The following is a 19,433-nucleotide window of genomic DNA, read 5'->3' on the forward strand; positions in this document are numbered from 1 at the left end:
GGAAGCGGCGTGACCGACTCCCAATCCCCCACGATTTCCGCTTCCAACGAGGACATCCTCGTCCAGTCACTGCCTACGGTATCGCGCCTCGCGCTGGTCTATGCGCCGAAGTCCGCGCGGGAGCAGACGCTGGCATTGTTGGCGCTCGATGCCCGGCTTGCCCATCTGCTGCGGCATTCGCGCGAGCCGATGATGGCGCAGCTGCGTCTGGCATGGTGGCGCGAATCGCTCGGCCAGTCCGTCGAACAATGGCCCATTGGCGAGCCGCTGCTGGCGCTGCTGAAGAGCTGGAACGGCCATCACGGCGGCCTTGTCGCGCTTGTCGATGGCTGGGAGGCGATGACCGGGGCCGCGCCGCTCTCTGCCGAAGCGCTCGAGACGATGGCGCAGGGCAGGGGCGAGGCGTTTGCGGCGCTGGCCGATGCTCTTGGCCGGAGCCAGGAGCGCGAGGCCGCGCTGAAGCTGGGCCGCGCCTGGGCGCTCAACGATCTGGCGATGCGGCTCGGCCATGTCAGCGAGCGTGAGACCGCGCGCGAACTCGCGCAGGCGAGCAGCGGTGCGCGGGTGTCGCGATCCCTCCGGCCGCTGATGGTGCTGCACGGCCTCGCCGCGCGGCGTCTGGCCAAAGGCGACGAATCCGGCGCGACTTCGCCTGCCGCGATGCTCAAGGCGATGCGGCTCGGCCTCCTCGGCTTCTGATTGCAGTGTTGTAATTTCCGCTCGCGTGCGGAGCGGTTCTAGGATCGCGGGGTCATGGATACCGCGCAATGAATCGCTTTCTGCTCGGCGGCCTCGCCGTTTTCGTACTCCTGGGCATCGGCCTGTTCTGGTGGCAGGGCCATGCCGAGGTGGAGGCGGCTGCCCCTCCGGCGGCGCCGATGGCGACCGAGCCTGCACCACTGCCCAGCGCCGATGTCGGCGACATGGTCGGCCCCGAACTTCCCGAGGCGACCGAACTCAGCCGCGAGCAGCGCCGCTTCGGACGCTACGATCGCGACCGTGACGGACGGATTTCCCGCAACGAGATGCTTTCGACGCGCTCGGACATTTTCCGCAAGTTCGACAAGGACGGCAACAACCTGCTGACCTTCGAGGAATGGGCCGTGGCAACCGTCGACAAGTTCGACGGAGCGGACGGCGACCGCGATGGCTATCTCACGCCTGCCGAATTCCGTAAGACGGCGCCGCCGCCCAAGCCCAAGGCGAAGTGTTCTTGCTGACCGCCACCGGTCCCGGAACAAGTCCGGGACGGCGGCACGCTCAGCCCAGCGTCGCCAGCCACGGCGCGATCTCGGCCTTGGCGCGTTCGGTGTAGGCTTCCTTGCGCTGCTTCTTCTTCACGTCGTGCAGCGGCGGGAACAGGCCGAAGTTGACGTTCATCGGCTGATAGGTCTCGGCCTCGGCATCGCCGGTGATGTGCGAGAGCAGGGCGCCCATCGCCGTCGTGCGCGGCGGGGCCTGCCATTCGCGGCCAGCCAGCTCGGCCGAGGCCATCAGGCCCGCCATCAGGCCGACCGCCGCGCTTTCCACATAGCCCTCGCAGCCGGTGATCTGCCCGGCGAAGCGCACGTTGGGCGCGGTCTTGAGGCGCAGGGTACGGTCCAGCAGCACCGGCGAATTGAGGAAGGTGTTGCGATGGAGGCCGCCAAGACGCGCAAACTCGGCGTTCTCCAGTCCCGGGATCGTGCGGAAAAGGCGCACCTGCTCGGCGTGCTTGAGCTTGGTCTGAAAGCCGACCATGTTCCAGATCGTGCCGAGATTGTTGTCCTGCCGCAGCTGCACCACGGCGTATGCCCAGCGGCCGTTCGGGTGTTCCGGTGTCGCCCAGTGCGGGTTGTCGAGGCCGACCGGCTTCATCGGGCCGAAGCGCAGCGTGTCGATGCCGCGCTCGGCCATGACCTCGATCGGCATGCAGCCGTCGAAGTAGGGGGTGTTCTCCTCCCACTCCTTGAACGCGGTCTTCTCGCCTGCGACCAGACCGGCGTGGAAGGCCAGGTACTGCTCCTTGGTCATCGGGCAGTTGATGTAGTCCTTGGTCTCGCCCTTGTCCCAGCGCGAGGCCATCCAGCACACGTCCATGTCGATCGTGTCGCGGTAGACGATGGGGGCGATGGCGTCGAAGAACGCCAGGCTATCGGCCCCGGTCGCCGCGCCGATCGAACCGGCCAGCGCCTCTGCGGTGAGCGGGCCGGTGGCGACGATGACGGGGGCATCGGCGGGCAGGGCATCGATGCGTTCGCGCACGATCTCGACGTTGGGCAGGGCGGCAAGGCGCGCCTCAACTTCGGCGGAGAAGATCTCGCGGTCCACCGCCAGCGCCGACCCGGCAGGCACTTCGGCCTTGGCAGCGGCGCTCATGATGAGCGAATCGCACTGGCGCATCTCGTGGTGGAGCAGGCCTACGGCGTTCTTCTCGTGATCGTCGGAACGGAACGAGTTCGAGCAGACCAGTTCTGCAAGGCCGTCGCCCTGATGGGCCGGGCTGCGTTCCCCGGTCCCGCGCATTTCCGAGAGGCGCACCCTGAAGCCCCGGCGGCCGAGTTGCCATGCCGCTTCGCTTCCGGCGAGGCCGCCGCCGATGATGTGGATCTGATAGGTCATGCGGCAGCGCCTAGACCCTATCGCGGCGATGGAAAAGCCCTGCGGCATCTGCCATGGCAATGCGACAACCCCAGGAGGATGAATGCCGCACCGCGCTCTGATCGAACGTCGTCCCTGGCTGCTGGCTAGCATTGTTCTCGCCGTCGCTTGGGTGTGGCTGCGCGGGAGCACCTTGCCGGGGCTTTACCTGATCGTGCTCAAGGGCGCGCCGCTGGCCTTGCTGGCCGTCTATGCAGTGCTGCGGCATCGGGGGACTGACACCCGCTCGCTGGCGGGGATGCTGGGGCTGGAGGCGGTCGGATCGGCGCTGTGGTACGACGTGCCAGTGATCGGGCTGAACGCGATGCTGATCGCCTTCCTGATCGGCCTGTCGCTGTTCCTGATGCACCGCCGTGCGGTGATGGACGGCGGGCGCAAGGTTGCAGCTCTTGCTCTGACGTTGGGAACACCGCTGCTGTGCTTCTTCGCGGCGGATCGGGCAGGCGTCGGCGTGCCGCTGTTTCTGGGCCTTGCGCTGGGAGGGATGGCGGCATCGGCGTGGATCAGCACGTTCCCGCGCTCGCGCGTGGGCCTTGGAGCGGCGCTGATCGTCGCAGGCGTGGTGCTGGAAATCGCTGCGGCGAGCGGCAGCGCAATGCTGGCGACGGTCGCCTGGCCGTTGTTCTTCATCGGCAACGTGGTGCTGGCGACCGGGGTGACCGGCGAACTGCGCATGCGCGAGGATGCGTTCTGATCGACACATGCGACAACGCCCGCTGGCTAGTGCGGGCCTAACGCCGGGAGAAGATCAACGCATCCGAGAATGAACATCGGGTCGGCGTCGGGAGCGTCCTCACCGGGACGCGGGGTTTTGTTGTCCACCTGCTCGGGCGAGCGGCCGGGTAGTGGTGGTCAGCCCGGCTCGACCTGTATTCCATCGGAAAGTCCCATGTGGCCGTCGTTAGGGTTCGCGTCGTTATCGGCCGAAGGCTGCCGGTGGGGCTTCCGGAGTTCATGCGACATGTCGCATGAGGTAGTCGGAAGACGCTTTCCAGTAGCCGGCAGACAGTCCGGGTCTTCGTTGGGCGCGTGGTTTGCGTGATCACGGCTGAAACCGCATCCCGGCCCACGACGCCGACCCGATACACCTTTCCAGCGTGATCATCGCCGGATCGGATGCTGGGCCATATAACCTATTTGGCGATAAATATCAAGGTGGCTTACAAAAGCCCGTCATCCCAGCGAAGGCTGGGACCGCTGGCCGTGATCAGCCCGGCTATCGTTAAGGCGTCCGGACGTTGGCTCGTATTAACAGGCCAGCGGTCCCAGCCTTCGCTGGGATGACGGTCAGTGTGGAAGCTCAAGCGTTCCGTCCGGACCGCATTCGACCGGGGCGTGCACGATGACGGCTGAAAGCGGCAGGTCGCCGTAGATATGCGGGAACAGCGCGCCGCCGCGCGAGACTTCCCACTTCACCGCATCGCCCAGCACCGTCAGATCGACGGCGGCGACATGGAGGTCGTCCTGTCCGGCGAAGTGCTTGTCCAGCGTGCCCTGCGCCTGATCGGCGGTGGACATGTGGATGTAGCCGTCCGCCAGATCGACCGGGGCACCAGCGAAAGTCCCGTCGGCGAGCAGTCGTGACAACTGCTCGCCGGTCAGGATCTTGTAGGCGACCGTGTCGCTCACGCTTCCGTTTCCGGAGCCTCGGGAGCGGGCGTTTCCGTTGCCGGGGTCTCGACCTCGGGCTCCTCGTCAAGCCGGACGGCGCTGACGACGTGTTCGTTTGCCGAGACGGAGAACAGGCGCACGCCCGCCGAACCGCGGCCGATCACGCGCAGCGAATCTAGCGGCAGGCGGATCAGCTTGGCCTGGTCCGTCACCAGCATCAGTTGTTGCGCGCGGGTGGCCGGGAAGCTCGCAACCACCGGACCATTGCGGCCGATGTTGTCGATGTTCGTGATGCCCTGGCCACCGCGACCAGTACGGCGGTATTCGTAGGCAGAAGACAGTTTGCCGTAGCCGTTGGCGCAGACGGTCAGGATGAACTGCTCGCGCTCTTCCAGTTCGGCCATGCGCTCGGCGGAGAGGGTGGATTCGCCTTCCTTGTCGCCCTTCCACGGGGCGAAGCGCAGATACTGCTCGCGGTCCTCGGCATCGGTGCCGACACGGTGGAGGATCGAGAGCGAGATGACCTCGTCGTCACCCTTCAGCGTCATGCCGCGCACGCCGGTCGAGGTGCGGCTCGTGAATTCGCGCACGTCGTCGCCGGGGAAGCGGATCGCCTTGCCCTGGCGGGTGGCGAGCAGCACGTCGTCGCTGGCTTCCAGCAGCGCCACGCCGATCAGGCGATCGTCGCTGCCTTCGTCGAAGCGCATCGCGAACTTGCCGTTGCTGGGGATGTTCGCGAAGGAATCCATGGCGTTGCGGCGCACGTTGCCCTTGGCCGTGGCGAACACGACCGACAGCTTGCTCCACTCCGCCTCGTCCTCGGGCAGGGCGAGCACGGTCTGGATCGTCTCATCCTTGTCCAGCGCGGGCAGGAGGTTGACGATCGGACGGCCGCGCGTGGTCGGGCCGCCTTCGGGCAGCTTGTAGACCTTGAGGCGATAGACCTTGCCCGCCGTCGAGAAGAACAGCACCGGATTGTGGGTGGAGGTGACGAACATCGTCGTCACTGCGTCCTCGTCCTTCGTCGCCATGCCGGCGCGGCCCTTGCCGCCACGGTTCTGGGCGCGGAAGGTGGAGAGGGCGGTGCGCTTGATGTAGCCGTCCATGGTGACGGTGACGACCATGTCCTCGCGCTCGATCAGGTCCTCGTCGTCGATCCCGTCGAAGGCGGCGGTGATCTCGGACAGGCGCGGCGTCGCGTAGGCGTCGCGCACGGCCTGCAGTTCCTCGCGCATGACGCCGTAGAGCTTCACGCGGTCGGCAAGGATGGCAAGGTATTCGGCGATGGCAACGGCAAGCTGCTTGAGCTCGTCGCCGATCTCGTCGCGGCCCAGCGCGGTCAGGCGGTGCAGGCGCAGGTCCAGGATCGCCTTCACCTGCGCTTCGGACAGGCGGTAGATGCCGCCCGCCGCTTCGGCTTCGGGCTCGATCGCCTCGACCAGACGGATGTACTGGGCGATGTCGCCGATCGGCCATTCCTTTGCGAGCAGCTTGGTGCGCGCGTCGGCCGGGTTGGAGGCGCCGCGGATGATCTTCACCACCTCGTCCATGTTGGACACGGCGACGACGAGGCCGAGCAAGATGTGCGCCCGGTCACGCGCCTTGTTCAGTTCGAACTTGGTGCGGCGGGTGATGACCTGTTCGCGGAACTGGATGAAGTTCTGCAGGATGTCGCGCAGCGACATGATTTCCGGGCGGCCGCCCCGGATCGCCAGCATGTTCGCCGCGAAGTTCGACTGCGCGGGGGTACTGCGCCACAGCTGGTTGAGCACGACCTCGGGAGAGGCATCGCGCTTGAGGTCGATGACCACGCGCACGCCTTCACGGTTGGATTCGTCGCGGATGTCCGACACGCCCTCGATCCGCTTGTCCTTGGCGGCCTCGGCGATCTTCTCGACAAGGTTGGACTTGCCGACCTGGAATGGGATCGAGGTGAGGACGATCGAGCGCGCATCCTTGCGGGTGCCGCGACCTTCCTCGACATGGCTGCGGCAGCGCTGGATGATCGAGCCGCGCCCGGTCAGCGCCGCATTGCGCGCGCCGCTCTGGCCCAGGATCAGCGGCGCGGTCGGGAAGTCCGGGCCGGGGATGATCTGGAACAGTTCCTCCGAGGTCATCCCCGGATTTTCCATCATCGCGAAGCAGCCGTCGATCACTTCGCCGAGGTTGTGCGGCGGAATGTTGGTGGCCATGCCGACCGCGATGCCGCCCGCGCCGTTGACCAGCAGGTTCGGGAAGCGTGCCGGAAGCACGGTCGGTTCCTGACGCGAACCGTCGTAGTTGTCCGCGAAGTCGACGGTGTCCTTGTCGAGATCGTCGAGCAGCGAGTTCGCCACGCGGGCGAGGCGCGCTTCGGTGTAGCGCATCGAGGCCGGCGGATCAGGGTCCATCGAGCCGAAGTTGCCCTGACCGTCGATCAGCGGCACGCGCATCGACCAGTCCTGCGTCATGCGCGCAAGGGCGTCGTAGATCGCGCTGTCGCCATGCGGGTGATAGTTGCCCATCACGTCGCCGACGATCTTGGCGGACTTGCGGTAAGGCCTGCCCGCGACGAAGCCGCCTTCCTGCGAGGCGTAGAGGATGCGACGGTGCACCGGCTTCAGGCCGTCGCGCACATCGGGCAGCGCGCGGCTGACGATCACGCTCATCGCGTAGTCGAGATAGCTGGTCTTCATCTCGTCGACGATGTCGACGCGGGTGAATTCGCCCTCGGGGCCTACGGGCTGGATATCGTTGATGTCGTCGCTCACGCGGGTTGGATCGCTTTTGCTACGGAAAGAGAATGATGGACCGCACTAGGCCATGCGCCAGGGGAAAGCCACCGGAAGCGGGGGCGGCGAGGGGCGATGCGTGCCGTTTTCCACATATAAGGAACGCACGCGCGCGGGGAACCTGAACGGCTGCGACGAATTGCATTCAATGCGCGTTCAGTAGCGCCAACCTAATTGCGGCGAGAGGTTGCCAAGGGTCTTTTTCCCCGCCACACCCTCTCGGCCTGTTTTCATCCTGCTTGGGCAGGATTTCGTTTGTCTTGAGAGGAGTAGCCTTGATGGCTCGCAAGTTCCTTGTTTCCCGCGTCGCTCTTGCCGCCCTGCTGTCGAGCGGTCTGGCGATGACGGTCGCCACCCCCGCGATGGCCGCGAAGAAGGAGAAGGAAGCCGCAGGCGGCAAGTTCTCCCCCGAGTTCGTGAAGGCCGCGCAGCCGCTGCAGAAGGCCATGGAAGCCGCGATCGCGGCGCTTGGCGGCCAACAGACCCCGGAGGCTATGGCCAAGGCCAAGGCCGCGTTCGACAGCGCCGTCGGCGGCGACGGCAAGGCCGCGTTCCAGGCCGCCGTGCCGGCCGCGACTACGCCCGACGACAAGAGCGCGCTCGGCTCGATGATGCGCAACTTCGGCATCATCTCGCAGGATCTTGCCACCAAGCAGGAAGGCAACAAGCTGATGCTGGCCAGCGGCAAGCTGCCGGCTGAGGAAGTCGGGAAGACCAACTACGACGCCGGCATCACCGCTTATCAGCTGAAGGACTACGCCAGCGCGGCGACGTACCTGAAGGCGGCCAAGGACGGCGGTTTCGTCGATTCGTCGGGCCAGCTCGATGCGGTCCTCGCCGACGCCTACAAGCGCAACAACAACCCCGAGGCCGCCCTGCAGATGGCCAAGGACGACGTTGCCGCCGCACAGGCCAAGGGTCAGGCACCTTCGGAAACCGCGCTGCGCTCGGTGCTCCAACAGACCTACACCGCCAAGCAGCTTGCGCCTTCGACCGAGTATGCGGCCCTGCTCGGCCAGTACTACCCGGGCACCTGGAACACCGCCATCTCGGTGGTTCGCCAGCTCGCCTCGCTGCCGCGCGACCAGAACCTCGACCTGATGCGCCTGATGTTCCTCACCGGTTCGATGAACGACAAGCGCGACTACTTCGAGTACCTCGAGAACGCCGATCCGCGCGCCTTCCCGGGCGAGGCGAGCAAGGTCATGGCCGACGGTATCGCCAAGGGCAAGCTTGTCGCCAGCGACGTTCCCGACAAGGCCAACACCGATGGCCGCGTCGCAGCGGACAAGGCTTCGCTTCCCGCTGCCGAGCGTGACGCCAACAAGCCGGGCGCAACCGCCGCTACCGTTGTCGGCGCCGCGGACGTGTTCCTGAGCTACGATCAGGCCGCCAAGGCCGAGCCGCTTTACGCCAAGGCTGCATCGATGCCGGGCGTCGATGCCAACAAGGTCGCGCTGCGCCTCGGCATGTCACAGGCGCTGCAGGGCAAGTATGCGGACGCGGAAGCCAACTTCGCCAAGGTCACCGGCACCCGTGCGCCGGTCGCGAAGCTGTGGTCGGCTTATGCCAAGAGCAAGGCTTCGCCTGCTGCGGCGACGGCTCCTGCGGCGAACTGAGCTTTCGGTTCAGACTGAAACGGGAAGGGCGCCGGGTTTCCGGCGCCCTTTTTGGTGGCCAATGTCCAAGCAGCGGGCATCACCCCATCGCTACCGTTCAAACATCATCATCATCCCAGCGAAGGCTGGGACCGCTGGCCGTACTTGAGGCGATAGCGCGCGTTAGAACGCCCTGACGCGAGGCGGTGTGTTCACGGCCAGCGGTCCCAGCTTTCGCTGGGATGACGGGCGTTTGATCACTCCACCGGTGCGAATTCCCCGCTGGTCTCGTCCAGCAGGTGCAGCACGCCGTCCGAGATCGCGAAGAACGCACCGCGCAGCTTGAGGTCGCCCTTGGCCACCTTGCTCTGCACGCAGGGGAAGGTCATCAGGTTCTCGAGACTGACCTTGACCGCCGCCTGCTCCATCGCGCGCTCGGCGGTGCGGCCGGTGGTGCCATGCTCGTGCGCGACGGGCACGCGAGCCTCGTCGAGCATCGAGATCCAGTCGGCCACGAAGCCGCCCTGGCCGATCTCCGCGTCCTTGAGGTCCTGCGTCAGCGCCGCCTTGCAGCCGCCGCACAACCCGTGGCCCATCACGACCACTTCCTTGACCTTCAGAACCTGCACCGCGAACTCCAGTGCAGCCGAAACACCGTGATGGCCGGGTGTCGTCTCGAACGGCGGCACCAGCGCGGCGACGTTGCGCACCACGAAGATCGTGCCGGGATCGACGTCGAAGATCTGGCTGGGATCGACGCGGCTGTCAGAGCAGGCGATCACCATCACTTCGGGCGACTGGCCCTGACCCAGTTCGTCCCAACGCGCGCGGTTGGTGCTCCAGCCGGTGCCGCGGAAACGGCGGTAGCCGTCGACGAGGTGGTTCAGCACGCGGTCGTTGGATTCGGTCATCTGGGGGCTCCGTTGCTGTTTTTCGAACTGATGGTTCGCCATACGCCGGATATTCGGGCTGGCAAGGTTGCGTGCATATGACTATCTGGACGGCATGAACGATCTCTCCTCCGTACCGGTTCCGGAAGAAGCCCCCGTCCGTCAGCGCAAGCCCGACTGGATTCGCGTCAAGGCGCCGACCAGCAAGGGCTACGGCGAGACGCGCCAGCTGATGCGCGACCTCAAGCTCAACACCGTGTGCGAGGAAGCCGCCTGCCCGAACATCGGCGAGTGCTGGACGAAGAAGCACGCGACGGTGATGATTCTCGGCGACACCTGCACGCGCGCCTGCGCGTTCTGCAACGTGAAGACCGGCATGCCGGGCCGCGTCGATGCGGCCGAGCCCGACAACGTCGCCGAGATGGTGCTCAAGACCGGGCTTGAGCACATCGTCGTCACCTCGGTCGACCGTGACGATCTGCCCGACGGCGGCGCCAGCCAGTTCGTCAAGGTGATCCAGGCAGTCCGCGCGGCCTCGCCCGCGACCACGATCGAAATCCTGACACCCGACTTCCGTAACAAGATGCAGCGCGCCGTCGAGGCGATCGTGCAGGCGCGCCCGGACGTCTACAACCACAACCTCGAGACGGTGCCCCGTCTCTACCCGACCATCCGCCCCGGCGCGCGCTACTACGCCTCGCTGCGGCTGCTGGAAGAGGTCAAGCGCCACGATCCGTCGATCTTCACCAAGTCGGGCGTTATGCTCGGTCTGGGTGAGGAGCGTCTGGAAATCCATCAGGTGATGGACGACATGCGCTGCGCCGACATCGACTTCCTGACCATGGGCCAGTACCTGCGCCCAACGCCCAAGCATGCCGAGGTAAAGGAATTCGTCACCCCGCAGGCATTCAAGGCTTACGGCGCGATAGCCCGAGCGAAGGGCTTTCTGCAGGTCGCGGCATCGCCGCTGACGCGCTCCAGCTATCACGCGGGCGACGACTTCGCCGAGATGAAGGCCGCGCGCGACGCCAAGCTGGCCAAGATGCAGCCCGCCAAGGTCTGACTCATGCCGGGCATTCATGAGACCAAGCGCCTGCCGTACAGCGCCGAGCAGATGTACGACCTCGTCGCCGACGTCGGCCGTTATCAGGAATTCCTGCCCTGGGTCGTCGCAACCCGGGTGAAGTCCGACGACGGGCACGAAATGATCGCGGACATGCTGGTCGGCTTCAAGGCCCTGCGCGAGAAGTTCACCTCGCGTGTCGAGAAGGAGCGCCCGCGCGTCATCAAGGTGCACTATGTCGATGGCCCGATGCGTGATCTGGACAACGTCTGGACTTTCCATCCGGTCGACGAGACTTCGTGCGATCTTGAGTTCGACGTGAAGTTCACCTTTCGCAACCCGCTGTTCGAGAAACTGGCGGGGCAGTACTTCGACAAGGCGTTCCGCAAAATGGTCGCCGCGTTCGAAACGCGCGCGGCCGAACTCTACGGTGTCGCGCAGGCGGGGTGATCCGGTCGAAACCGGTCTAACAACACTCCGTCACCCTGAACTTGTTTCAGGGTCCATCGGGCAGCCCGTCCAGCGCTGTGGGTACTAAGTTGAGAGGGCCGCTGGTGAAGCGATCCCTCCGATTAAACCTCGCGATAGACCCTGAAACAAGTTCAGGGTGACGGGCGGAGTGTGGATGGGACGCGCCTCGTCAAGCAGTCAGGGCAGCAGCAGTTCCAGCGCCACGATCGCGGCCTGATGGCGGATTTCCGCGCGGGTCCTGCCGTCCAGCAGCTTCTGCTCGGCGTTGACCTCTTCCTCGCCACGCCGGGCGCAGGCGAAGACCACGGTGCCGACCGGCTTCATCTCGCTGCCGCCGTCCGGCCCGGCGATACCGCTGATCGCGACCGCGACGTCCGCCCGGCTCTTGCCGATCGCGCCCTGCGCCATGGCCCATGCCGTCGCCGGTGACACCGCCCCGAACGAATCGAGGATGTCGGAGTGGACCCCCAGCATCTCCATCTTGGCCTCGTTCGAATAGGTAACGAAACCGCGATCGAGCACCGCCGACGAGCCCGGAATCTCGGTCAGCGCCGCGCAGACGAGGCCGCCGGTGCAGCTTTCGGCCACCGAGACCATACGGCCGAGCGCCTTGTTCTCCTCGATCACCCTTTGGGCGAGCGCGTAGAGGTCTTCCGGAAAGAAGGGATTCGCGGCCATCGTCAGTCCTTGCAAAGCGTCACTTTACCGAGCCTGGGATCGGCGCTGCCGGCCACGTCCATGCTCAGCGCGATCAGTCCGGCGGTGTTCTCGGGGGGAAGCGGCGAGAGCAGGTCGATCGCGAGGTCCAGTTGCTTGCAGGACTTGGGCGCGATCCGCTGCGAGACGAAGCCCTCGACGAAAACGTCGGCCATCTGGCGCAGGGTGTCGTCGGGAAGCCCGGTCATCATGTTCGACGACCCGCCGCCCTGCGTATTGAGCGCTTTCAGCAAAGCGGGCTTGGCCTTGGGCCAGTAGCGATCCTTCTGCGCGGCGTAGCGGGCGGCGAGGCCAGGCCCCTTGGTGCGCAGGAAGGCGTCGGCGGGCAGGGACGGGGCGCAGCGCTTCGCGGTGCCGTTGATCGCCTGCGGCAGGGCATAGGCGATCAGCGAGGTCGCCTCGGCCTTGCTGATGCACACCGGCTCGGCTGCCATCGCAGCGCAGGGCGCCATGGCGAGGACAAGAGAAAGGGTTCGCAACAATCCACGCATGCAGGAAATTCCTTTGCGCCCCGAAATTTAAACCAGACCGAGGCTGACCACCGCCTGCGCCGCGATCCCCTCGCGCCGCCCGGTGAAGCCGAGCTTCTCGGTCGTCGTTGCCTTCACGCTGATCGCGGCGATGTCAACGCCGAGTATGTCCGCGAGGCGCGCGCGCATGGTCTCGCGATGCGGCCCGATCTTGGGCGCCTCGCAGATGATGGTGATGTCGGCATTGGCGAGGGCATAGCCCGCCTCGGCCACCAGTTTGCCTGCGTGCGCGAGGAAGCGGTCGGAAGCCGCGCCTTTCCACTGCGGATCGCTGGGCGGGAAGTGCTGGCCGATGTCCCCGGCGCCGATCGCGCCCAGCATCGCATCGACGAGCGCGTGGATCGCCACGTCGGCGTCGCTGTGGCCGGAGAGGCCGTGTGTGTGTTCGATCCGCACGCCGCAGAGCCAAAGCTCCTCGCCCTCTTCGAGCCGGTGGACGTCATAGCCGTTGCCGACACGGATCAGTGGCCTGGCGGCACCGAAATCGGCAGCGTAAGTCAGCTTGTGCAAGGTTTCGTCCCCTTCGACGAGTGCCACGTCCATGCCCCATGCCTGCGCGACCTGCGCGTCGTCCCCGGCACTGGTGGCGCCCTCCCAGTCCCGGTGCGCGGCGAGCACGTCGGCGAAGTGGAACGCCTGCGGGGTTTGCACCCGGCGCAAGTCCTCGCGCCGGGCAGGGGCGCCCATGAGATCGCCGGCCGCATGAGTCAGGCTGTCTGCCACGGGCAGGACAGGGATCGCGCCTTTGTGCTCGTCCAGCGCGGTCTGCAGCCGTTCGATGACTTCGGCGGGCAGCAGCGGGCGGGCGGCGTCGTGGATCAGGACGCGGTCGGGCTCGGAGCCAGCCAGCACTTCCAGCCCGAGACGCACCGATTCCTGCCGCGTCGCGCCGCCGCTGGTGAACTGCAGGCCCGCGATTCCCGCCAGTGCTTCACGCGCCACGGCTTCCGCGCCATCGGGAATGACCACCAGAATCGGCGCGCATCCGGCCGCCGCCAGCGCCTCGACCGAGTGCCGCACAACCGGCTTGCCGCGCCAGCGGGCGAACTGCTTGGGCACCGGCTTACCGGCGCGCAGACCCTTGCCTGCGGCCACGACGAGCGCGGCAGTATGAGCGCCAGCGCGGTCACCAGCGCGATCACGGGACGAATTCTGCGGCTCTGAGACGATTTGCGACATCGCCGATGCCGGTAATCGCTTGCCGCATTGAGGGCAATCCACTATGCGCTGCCTGTTTTTTAGGCAGCACTGCACGTATCATGACTCAATTGCCCAATCCTCCGGCACTCAAGCCCATTCAGGTCGGTCCCGTGACGATCGACTGCCCGGTCGTGCTCGCGCCGATGACGGGGGTTTCGGACCTGCCGTTCCGCCGGATGGTGCGCGCCTTCGGGTCCGGCCTCAACGTCACCGAGATGATCGCCAGCCCCGCTGCGATCCGTGAGACGCGCGTGTCGCTGCAGAAGGCGATGTGGGACAAGGTCGAGGACCCGGTCTCGATGCAGCTGGTCGGCTGTGACCCCGAACAGATGGGCGAGGCCGCCAAGCTGGTCGAGGATCGCGGCGCCGCGATCATCGACATCAACATGGGCTGCCCGGTGCGCAAGGTCGTCAACGGCGACGCGGGCTCGGCGCTGATGCGGCAGGTGCCGCTGGCGACCAAGCTGATCGAGGCGACCGTCAAGGCGGTCAAGGTCCCGGTCACCGTCAAGATGCGCATGGGCTGGTGCCATGACAGCCTCAACGCCCCCGAACTCGCGCGGATCGCCGAGGATCTGGGCGCGAAGATGATCACCGTCCATGGCCGCACCCGCAACCAGATGTACAAGGGCGAGGCCGACTGGGCCTTCGTGCGCAAGGTCAAGGACGCGGTCTCGATCCCGGTCATCGTCAATGGCGACATCTGCACCGTGACCGACGCCGCGCAGGCGCTGGAGCAGTCCGGTGCCGACGGCCTGATGATCGGGCGCGGCGCTTACGGCCGCCCGTGGTTCCTCTCGCAGGTCATGCAGTGGTGGCGCGGCGAGGAAGTTTCCGCCGATCCCGACATCGCCGGGCAATACGACATCATCCGTCGTCACTACGAGGACATGCTCGACCACTACGGCGCGGACACCGGCGTCCGGATGGCTCGCAAGCACCTTGGCTGGTACATCAAGGGCGTGCGCGGCTCGGCGGAGTTCAGAAACAAGCTGAACTTCATCGCCGATCCTGCTGAAGTGCTTCGCGAAATCGACGAATTCTACGCTCCCTACCGCGATGCCGACGACAGCCAGCTCCGCGCCGCATGAGCCTGGACACCCGGACCGATCTGCCTGACGCCCAGCGGCTGCTGGCGAGCCTGCCGCATGCCGTTCTGCTGCTTGAGGACGGGCGCACGATCGCCTCGCTCAACCCGGCGGCGGAGCAGTTCTTCGGTCAGTCGGCGCGGCGCCTCGTTGGCACGCGATTGCGCGACATCATGTCGATTTCCGACCGTCGCCTGCTCGATCGCCTGTCGGATTCCGAGGCGCCCGTCTCGGCCCGCGAGATCGTGGTGCAGATAAAGGGCAGGGGCGCGCGGCGGATCGACATCAACGTCGGCCCGGTGGCGGACAGTCCCGGCTGGCAGGTCGTATCGCTCCACGACAATTCCGCTTCCGAAGCGCTCGGCGATGACTCGGGTGGCCCCGACAATGCGGTGCTGCGCGGCCCCGAGATCATGGCGCACGAGATCAAGAACCCGCTCGCCGGCATTCGCGGCGCGGCGCAGCTTCTCGCGCGCAAGGTCGATGAACGCGACAAGGCGCTGACGGACCTCATTACCGGCGAGGTCGACCGCGTCGCCGGCCTCATCGAACGCATGCAGAAGCTGAGCGGCCGCACAACCCCGCCGGTCGAACCCTGCAACCTCCATGAAGCTGCCCGCCGGGCCATCGACGTGCTGAAGGCGGCCAAGGAAGAGAAGCCTGCCTTCCGCCTTGTCGAGGAGTTCGACCCCTCGCTCCCGCCGGTCCTCGGCAGTCCGGACGGGCTGGTGCAGGTGATGATGAACCTGCTGTCCAATGCCGCCGACGCCTGCAAGCATGTCGCCGAGCCGCGCGTGACCATCCGGACCCGCTTCGCCAGCGGCCTGCAGCTTCACACCGGCGACGACGGCGCACCGCTGCGCCTGCCGATCGAAGTCCGCGTCAGCGACAACGGCCCTGGCATCGATCCGGCCATGCGCGATCACATCTTCGAGCCCTTCGTCACCACAAAGAAATCGGGCCAGGGCCTTGGCTTGCCGCTGGTCCGCAAGCTGGTGCGCGACATGAACGGGCGCATCACCCACGATCGTGACGACGAGAACGGGATGACTCACTTCCGTATCCACCTGCCGCTCGCTCGCGAGACGCGGAACCGCCCCCGGAGAAAGCCGGCATGAAGATGAATGTGCTGCTGCTCGAGGACGACATGTCCATCGCCATCGTCATCACGGCGGCGCTGGAAGCAGAGGGCTTCGGCGTCTCGCACTGCGTCACCATCGCCGAGCGCGACCGGATGCTGGCGGAGCGCGGGTTCGCCGCGCTCGTCACCGACGTGATGCTGCCGGACGGCGACGGCATCGAGACGATCGAGCGGGTCCGTGCGCTGCATCCGCACATGCCGATCGTCATCCTCTCGGCCCAGAACACGCTCGATACCGCGGTCCGTGCCACCGATACCGGCGCCTTCGAGTATTTTCCCAAGCCCTTCGACATCGACGAACTGGCGCGCACCGTGCGTCAGGCCGCCGGTGCGGCGCAGGGACTGGCAGCGGACGACGAGCCGGTGGCGGACGGCCTGCCCCTGGTAGGCCGCAGCCTCGCCATGCAGTCGGTGTTCCGCATGATCACCCGCGTCCTGCGCAACGACCTGACGGTGCTGATCCTCGGCGAATCGGGCACCGGCAAGGAGCTTGTGGCCGAGGCGATCCACCAGCTCGGCAATCGCCGGGACGGCCCGTTCATCGCCGTCAATACCGCCGCCATCCCCGCCGAACTGATCGAGAGCGAGCTGTTCGGGCACGAGAAAGGCGCCTTCACCGGCGCCGTCGCGCGCCATGTCGGCAAGTTCGAGCAGGCGGCGGGCGGCACCCTGTTCCTCGATGAGATCGGCGACATGCCGATGCAGGCGCAGACCCGCCTGCTGCGCGCGCTTCAGTCGGGCACCGTGCGCCGGGTCGGCGGGCGCGAGGAGATCCGCCTCGACACGCGCATCGTCGCGGCCACCAACAAGGATCTGGAGCCGGAAATCGCCGCCGGGCGCTTCCGCGAGGACTTGTACTACCGTCTCAACGTGGTGCCGATCCACATGCCGCCGCTGCGTGACCGACGCGATGACATCGACGTGCTGGCGCGCCATTTCCTCCAGCACGCCGCCAACGAAGGCCTGCCGCGTCGCCAGTTGACGAAGGAGGCCGCCGATGTGCTGAGCCGCCAGCCGTGGCGCGGCAATGTGCGTGAACTCAAGAACTTCATCTACCGTCTCGCCCTGCTGGCGCGCGAGGACGTGATCGACGCCGAGGCGGTGCTGCCGCTGCTGACGCAGGAACCGCCAACGGCCACTGAGGACGGCGGGATGCCGAGGGCCGTGGACATCGCCACCGCCGTGTCGGAATGGCTCTCGATCAATCGTCCGCCGAGCGGCTCGATCTACAACAGCGCGATGGCCGCTTTCGAGCGACCGCTGTTTGCCGAGGTCCTGCGCGAGACGGCGGGCAATCAGTTGCGCGCGGCGCAAGCGCTGGGGATTAATCGCAACACCTTGCGCAAGCGTCTGGGCGAGCTTTCGCTCGATCCCGAGGAATTCGCTCGTCGTCCGTAGAAGCGCCTTGGTGGATTTACACTTGCAGCGGGGTCACAGTCCTGTTGTAACAGCGCAACGATGAGTGAAAGTTCAGTCCAGAAGCGTGCCTGGCCCCGATGGTGGCGGCGAATGCAGGTTGCTGCGCGCCGGGCGAACTTCTTCGCGATCATGGCGGTGGTCGCGGTTGTCGCTTTCCTGGCGATGTCCGTCACGACATGGTTGGCGCTCAACAGCGGAGCCGACCGGCGCCAGTTGCTGCCTTCGGACCTGACCGCGAGTCTGCTGGTGGGCACGCTGGTGCCTGCAATGGCGATCCTCGTCCTGCTCGGCCGCCACATGGCACTGCGCCGCGCTGCCGAGCACGGCACCGGCGGCACCGGGCAGATGCATGTGCGCCTGGTGTTCATCTTCTCGCTGATCGCGGCGGTGCCGACCCTGCTCGTAGTGGTCTTTGCCTCGTGGCTGTTCCAGTCCGGCGTGGAGTTCTGGTTTTCCGACAGTTCCCGGGGGCTGCTCGAAAACGCCAACAAGCTGGCGCGCGGCTACTACGAACAGACGCTTCGTGACGTCGGCTACGAGTCCGTGGCGATGGCCACCGATTCCCGTGACGAACTGAGCCGTGTTCCGGTGGCGAGCCGGGATTTCCAGACGTTTCTCTCCTATCAGGTGGTTCGCCGCAATCTCAGGGGCGCCGCAATCGTGCAGATCGATGAAGGGGGCGAGCAGCGGACGCCGATCATCGTCGATCCCGAAGGCCTGGCGGAGAACAACCGGCTCAGCAAGGACGGCCTCGAGAGGCTGGATAAGGGTGAGCCCTATGTCGTCAGTGCCAAGGACAACCGCATAGTCGCGGCAGCGCCGATAGAGCGTTCCTCCGGTGTCTACCTGCTCGTGGTGCGCAGTTCCGACCTGCTGTCCCTGAGTCAGGGCCAGCGGGCCGAGAACATCGTTCAGGCCTACGAAGTCCTGACCAACCGGGCGCGCGTGCTGCAGTTGCGGTTCAACGTCGCGCTGTTCATCCTGTCCCTTGTCCTCGTCGGCCTTTCCGTGTGGTTTGCGCTGCGTTTCGCCGACCGTCAGGTCGAGCCGCTGTACCAGCTCGTCGACGCCGCTCGCCGGGTGGGGGCGGGTAATTATGCGTTGCGGATCGAAGGGCGCACCGGAGCCGACGAGATCGGCCTCCTCAACCGCGCCTTCAACCGCATGACCGCGCAGATCGACAAGCAGACGCAGGCCTTGCTCGGTGCCAACCGTCAGTTGCACGAACGCAGCGTCTTCATCGAGGCGGTGCTGGAATCGGTCACTTCGGGCATCATCTCGCTCGACGGGGAAGGGCGGATACTCCTGCTGAACTCGACCGCGCAGAAGCTGCTGACGAACCTGCCCGATGACGTGCCGGAAGGAATGTCCATCGCCGAACTCGCGCCTTCCATCGCCACATTGGTGGAACAGGGCGCGACCAGCGGCCTCGTCCAGTACAACCGCGGCGGCGACCTGCTGACCCTCGCGGTAAAGACCAGCCGTGATGCTACGGGTCACGTCATCACCTTCGAGGACATCACCCGCCAGCTCCTCGACCAGCGTACTGCCGCATGGTCCGACGTGGCGCGCCGCATCGCGCACGAGATCAAGAACCCGCTCACCCCGATCCAGCTGGCGACCGAGCGCCTCAGCCGCCGCTATCGCAAGCAGATCACCGACAACCCGGAACTGTTCGAGGACCTGACTCGCACGATCATCCGGCAGGTGGGGGACCTGCGCAAGATGGTCGACGAGTTCTCCTCCTTCGCACGGCTGCCCAAGCCGGTGTTCCGCACCGAAGACCCGGTCGCGCTAACACGTCAGGCCTTGTTCCTGCAGGAAGTGGCCCGGCCGGACATCGACTTCCGCTTCCTGGCGGAACGGGACGTCCGGGTGATCGACTGCGATCGTCACCAGTTCGGACAGGCAATGACCAATATTCTCAAGAATGCGGTCGAAGCCATTGAAGCAAAATCGAAAGATGCGGATGAGAATTATCGCGGCGCGGTTGGGGTGGAGGTTGTCGAGCAGGACGAATCGATCCTCGTGCGCGTTACCGACAACGGCATCGGTCTCTCGCACGACAAGGAGCGGCTGATCGAACCTTACGTCACCACGCGAGAAAAGGGCACCGGTCTGGGGCTCGCGATCGTCAACAAGATCATCGAGGAACATGGCGGCGAAATGACCTTCACCGCCGCACAAGGGGGGGGCACCACGGTCACCATGCGTTTCGCGCATGACCCGCTGGCCCAGGAAGCAACCAGCTCGGCACCCGCACGCAAGCCGGAAGCCGCGCAATGACCCGTTTT

At 66.0% G+C, this 19,433-nt stretch carries 17 protein-coding genes; 10 read left to right on the plus strand and 7 right to left on the minus strand.

Going from position 1 to position 19,433, the window contains the following annotated elements:
- The first annotated feature begins 9 nt into the window (after positions 1–9).
- Together ACODRZ_RS02730 and ACODRZ_RS02735 are read left to right on the plus strand one after the other, a co-directional pair.
- Positions 10–699 (plus strand): hypothetical protein, encoded by a 690-nt coding sequence (locus ACODRZ_RS02730; protein WP_488971004.1) that lies wholly within the window; start codon positions 10–12, stop codon positions 697–699.
- A gap of 68 nt (positions 700–767) precedes the next feature.
- Complete coding sequence (locus ACODRZ_RS02735; RefSeq protein WP_488971003.1) at positions 768–1,220, plus strand: EF-hand domain-containing protein; 453 nt, start codon at positions 768–770, stop codon at positions 1,218–1,220.
- Between the two features lie 40 nt (positions 1,221–1,260).
- On the opposite strand, the gene trmFO is transcribed toward ACODRZ_RS02735, so the two are convergent.
- Positions 1,261–2,601, minus strand: a complete 1,341-nt coding sequence (trmFO, locus tag ACODRZ_RS02740; RefSeq protein WP_488971002.1) for a methylenetetrahydrofolate--tRNA-(uracil(54)-C(5))-methyltransferase (FADH(2)-oxidizing) TrmFO — start codon at positions 2,599–2,601, stop codon at positions 1,261–1,263.
- Positions 2,602–2,683: 82 nt separating this feature from the next.
- On the opposite strand from trmFO, the gene ACODRZ_RS02745 reads away from it, so the two are divergent.
- On the plus strand, positions 2,684–3,334 hold the full coding sequence (locus ACODRZ_RS02745) for a hypothetical protein (protein ID WP_488971001.1): 651 nt from the start codon (positions 2,684–2,686) through the stop codon (positions 3,332–3,334).
- Positions 3,335–3,927: 593 nt separating this feature from the next.
- On the opposite strand, the gene ACODRZ_RS02750 is transcribed toward ACODRZ_RS02745, so the two are convergent.
- Positions 3,928–4,269 carry a DUF952 domain-containing protein gene (locus ACODRZ_RS02750; protein ID WP_488971000.1) on the minus strand — a complete coding sequence of 114 codons (342 nt, stop codon included), beginning with the start codon at positions 4,267–4,269 and terminating at the stop codon, positions 3,928–3,930.
- Positions 4,266–7,001, minus strand: a complete 2,736-nt coding sequence (gene gyrA, locus ACODRZ_RS02755) for a DNA gyrase subunit A (RefSeq protein WP_488970999.1) — start codon at positions 6,999–7,001, stop codon at positions 4,266–4,268. The genes ACODRZ_RS02750 and gyrA overlap by 4 nt, the downstream gene beginning before the upstream one ends.
- 299 nt (positions 7,002–7,300) lie before the next feature.
- Between gyrA and ACODRZ_RS02760 the strand changes: the two genes are divergently transcribed.
- On the plus strand, positions 7,301–8,641 hold the full coding sequence (locus ACODRZ_RS02760; RefSeq protein WP_488970998.1) for a hypothetical protein: 1,341 nt from the start codon (positions 7,301–7,303) through the stop codon (positions 8,639–8,641).
- 236 nt (positions 8,642–8,877) lie between these two features.
- Here ACODRZ_RS02760 and ACODRZ_RS02765 read toward each other — a convergent pair whose 3' ends face one another.
- Positions 8,878–9,531, minus strand: a complete 654-nt coding sequence (locus ACODRZ_RS02765; protein ID WP_488970997.1) for a carbonic anhydrase — start codon at positions 9,529–9,531, stop codon at positions 8,878–8,880.
- Between the two features lie 94 nt (positions 9,532–9,625).
- On the opposite strand from ACODRZ_RS02765, the gene lipA reads away from it, so the two are divergent.
- The gene (lipA, locus tag ACODRZ_RS02770; RefSeq protein WP_488970996.1) at positions 9,626–10,573 is read left to right on the plus strand and encodes a lipoyl synthase; all 948 of its coding nucleotides are present in this window, start codon (positions 9,626–9,628) and stop codon (positions 10,571–10,573) included.
- A gap of 3 nt (positions 10,574–10,576) precedes the next feature.
- Positions 10,577–11,023, plus strand: coding sequence for a type II toxin-antitoxin system RatA family toxin (locus ACODRZ_RS02775; protein ID WP_488970995.1), 447 nt, complete (start codon positions 10,577–10,579; stop codon positions 11,021–11,023).
- A 198-nt stretch (positions 11,024–11,221) separates the two neighbouring features.
- On the opposite strand, the gene ACODRZ_RS02780 is transcribed toward ACODRZ_RS02775, so the two are convergent.
- Genes ACODRZ_RS02780 through ACODRZ_RS02790 form a run of 3 tightly spaced genes read right to left on the minus strand, consistent with a single transcriptional unit; the run spans position 11,222 to position 13,470 of the window.
- On the minus strand, positions 11,222–11,722 hold the full coding sequence (locus tag ACODRZ_RS02780; protein ID WP_488970994.1) for a CinA family protein: 501 nt from the start codon (positions 11,720–11,722) through the stop codon (positions 11,222–11,224).
- A gap of 2 nt (positions 11,723–11,724) precedes the next feature.
- Entirely contained in the window at positions 11,725–12,252 is a 528-nt protein-coding gene (locus tag ACODRZ_RS02785; RefSeq protein WP_488970993.1) for a hypothetical protein, read from the minus strand.
- A gap of 27 nt (positions 12,253–12,279) precedes the next feature.
- Positions 12,280–13,470, minus strand: coding sequence for a bifunctional 2-C-methyl-D-erythritol 4-phosphate cytidylyltransferase/2-C-methyl-D-erythritol 2,4-cyclodiphosphate synthase (locus ACODRZ_RS02790; protein ID WP_488970992.1), 1,191 nt, complete (start codon positions 13,468–13,470; stop codon positions 12,280–12,282).
- Between the two features lie 80 nt (positions 13,471–13,550).
- On the opposite strand from ACODRZ_RS02790, the gene dusB reads away from it, so the two are divergent.
- The 4 genes from dusB to ACODRZ_RS02810 all read left to right on the plus strand — a co-directional run bounded on the left by dusB (position 13,551) and on the right by ACODRZ_RS02810 (position 19,425).
- The gene (gene dusB, locus ACODRZ_RS02795; RefSeq protein WP_488970991.1) at positions 13,551–14,582 is read left to right on the plus strand and encodes a tRNA dihydrouridine synthase DusB; all 1,032 of its coding nucleotides are present in this window, start codon (positions 13,551–13,553) and stop codon (positions 14,580–14,582) included.
- A complete protein-coding gene (locus tag ACODRZ_RS02800; RefSeq protein WP_488970990.1) occupies positions 14,579–15,697 on the plus strand; it encodes a two-component system sensor histidine kinase NtrB in 1,119 nt (372 codons plus the stop codon). The genes dusB and ACODRZ_RS02800 overlap by 4 nt, the downstream gene beginning before the upstream one ends.
- Positions 15,694–17,118, plus strand: a complete 1,425-nt coding sequence (locus tag ACODRZ_RS02805; protein ID WP_488970989.1) for a sigma-54-dependent transcriptional regulator — start codon at positions 15,694–15,696, stop codon at positions 17,116–17,118. Before ACODRZ_RS02800 ends, ACODRZ_RS02805 begins: the two co-directional genes overlap by 4 nt.
- 111 nt (positions 17,119–17,229) lie before the next feature.
- Positions 17,230–19,425, plus strand: coding sequence for a sensor histidine kinase (locus tag ACODRZ_RS02810; protein WP_488970988.1), 2,196 nt, complete (start codon positions 17,230–17,232; stop codon positions 19,423–19,425).
- Positions 19,426–19,433: the final 8 nt, after the last annotated feature.

It is taken from the genome of Novosphingobium sp. FG90, assembly GCF_057808725.1.

Excerpts from the sequence above, each read along its gene's own strand:
- ACODRZ_RS02735 (WP_488971003.1), top strand. The coding sequence starts at position 768 with ATGAATCGCTTTCTGCTCGGCGGCCTCGCCGTTTTCGTACTCCTGGGC.
- trmFO (WP_488971002.1), bottom strand. The coding sequence starts at position 2,601 with ATGACCTATCAGATCCACATCATCGGCGGCGGCCTCGCCGGAAGCGAA.
- ACODRZ_RS02745 (WP_488971001.1), top strand. The coding sequence starts at position 2,684 with ATGCCGCACCGCGCTCTGATCGAACGTCGTCCCTGGCTGCTGGCTAGC.
- ACODRZ_RS02760 (WP_488970998.1), top strand. The coding sequence starts at position 7,301 with ATGGCTCGCAAGTTCCTTGTTTCCCGCGTCGCTCTTGCCGCCCTGCTG.
- ACODRZ_RS02765 (WP_488970997.1), bottom strand. The coding sequence starts at position 9,531 with ATGACCGAATCCAACGACCGCGTGCTGAACCACCTCGTCGACGGCTAC.
- lipA (WP_488970996.1), top strand. The coding sequence starts at position 9,626 with ATGAACGATCTCTCCTCCGTACCGGTTCCGGAAGAAGCCCCCGTCCGT.
- ACODRZ_RS02775 (WP_488970995.1), top strand. The coding sequence starts at position 10,577 with ATGCCGGGCATTCATGAGACCAAGCGCCTGCCGTACAGCGCCGAGCAG.
- ACODRZ_RS02780 (WP_488970994.1), bottom strand. The coding sequence starts at position 11,722 with ATGGCCGCGAATCCCTTCTTTCCGGAAGACCTCTACGCGCTCGCCCAA.
- ACODRZ_RS02785 (WP_488970993.1), bottom strand. The coding sequence starts at position 12,252 with ATGCGTGGATTGTTGCGAACCCTTTCTCTTGTCCTCGCCATGGCGCCC.
- ACODRZ_RS02790 (WP_488970992.1), bottom strand. The coding sequence starts at position 13,470 with ATGTCGCAAATCGTCTCAGAGCCGCAGAATTCGTCCCGTGATCGCGCT.
- dusB (WP_488970991.1), top strand. The coding sequence starts at position 13,551 with ATGACTCAATTGCCCAATCCTCCGGCACTCAAGCCCATTCAGGTCGGT.
- ACODRZ_RS02800 (WP_488970990.1), top strand. The coding sequence starts at position 14,579 with ATGAGCCTGGACACCCGGACCGATCTGCCTGACGCCCAGCGGCTGCTG.
- ACODRZ_RS02805 (WP_488970989.1), top strand. The coding sequence starts at position 15,694 with ATGAAGATGAATGTGCTGCTGCTCGAGGACGACATGTCCATCGCCATC.
- ACODRZ_RS02810 (WP_488970988.1), top strand. The coding sequence starts at position 17,230 with ATGCAGGTTGCTGCGCGCCGGGCGAACTTCTTCGCGATCATGGCGGTG.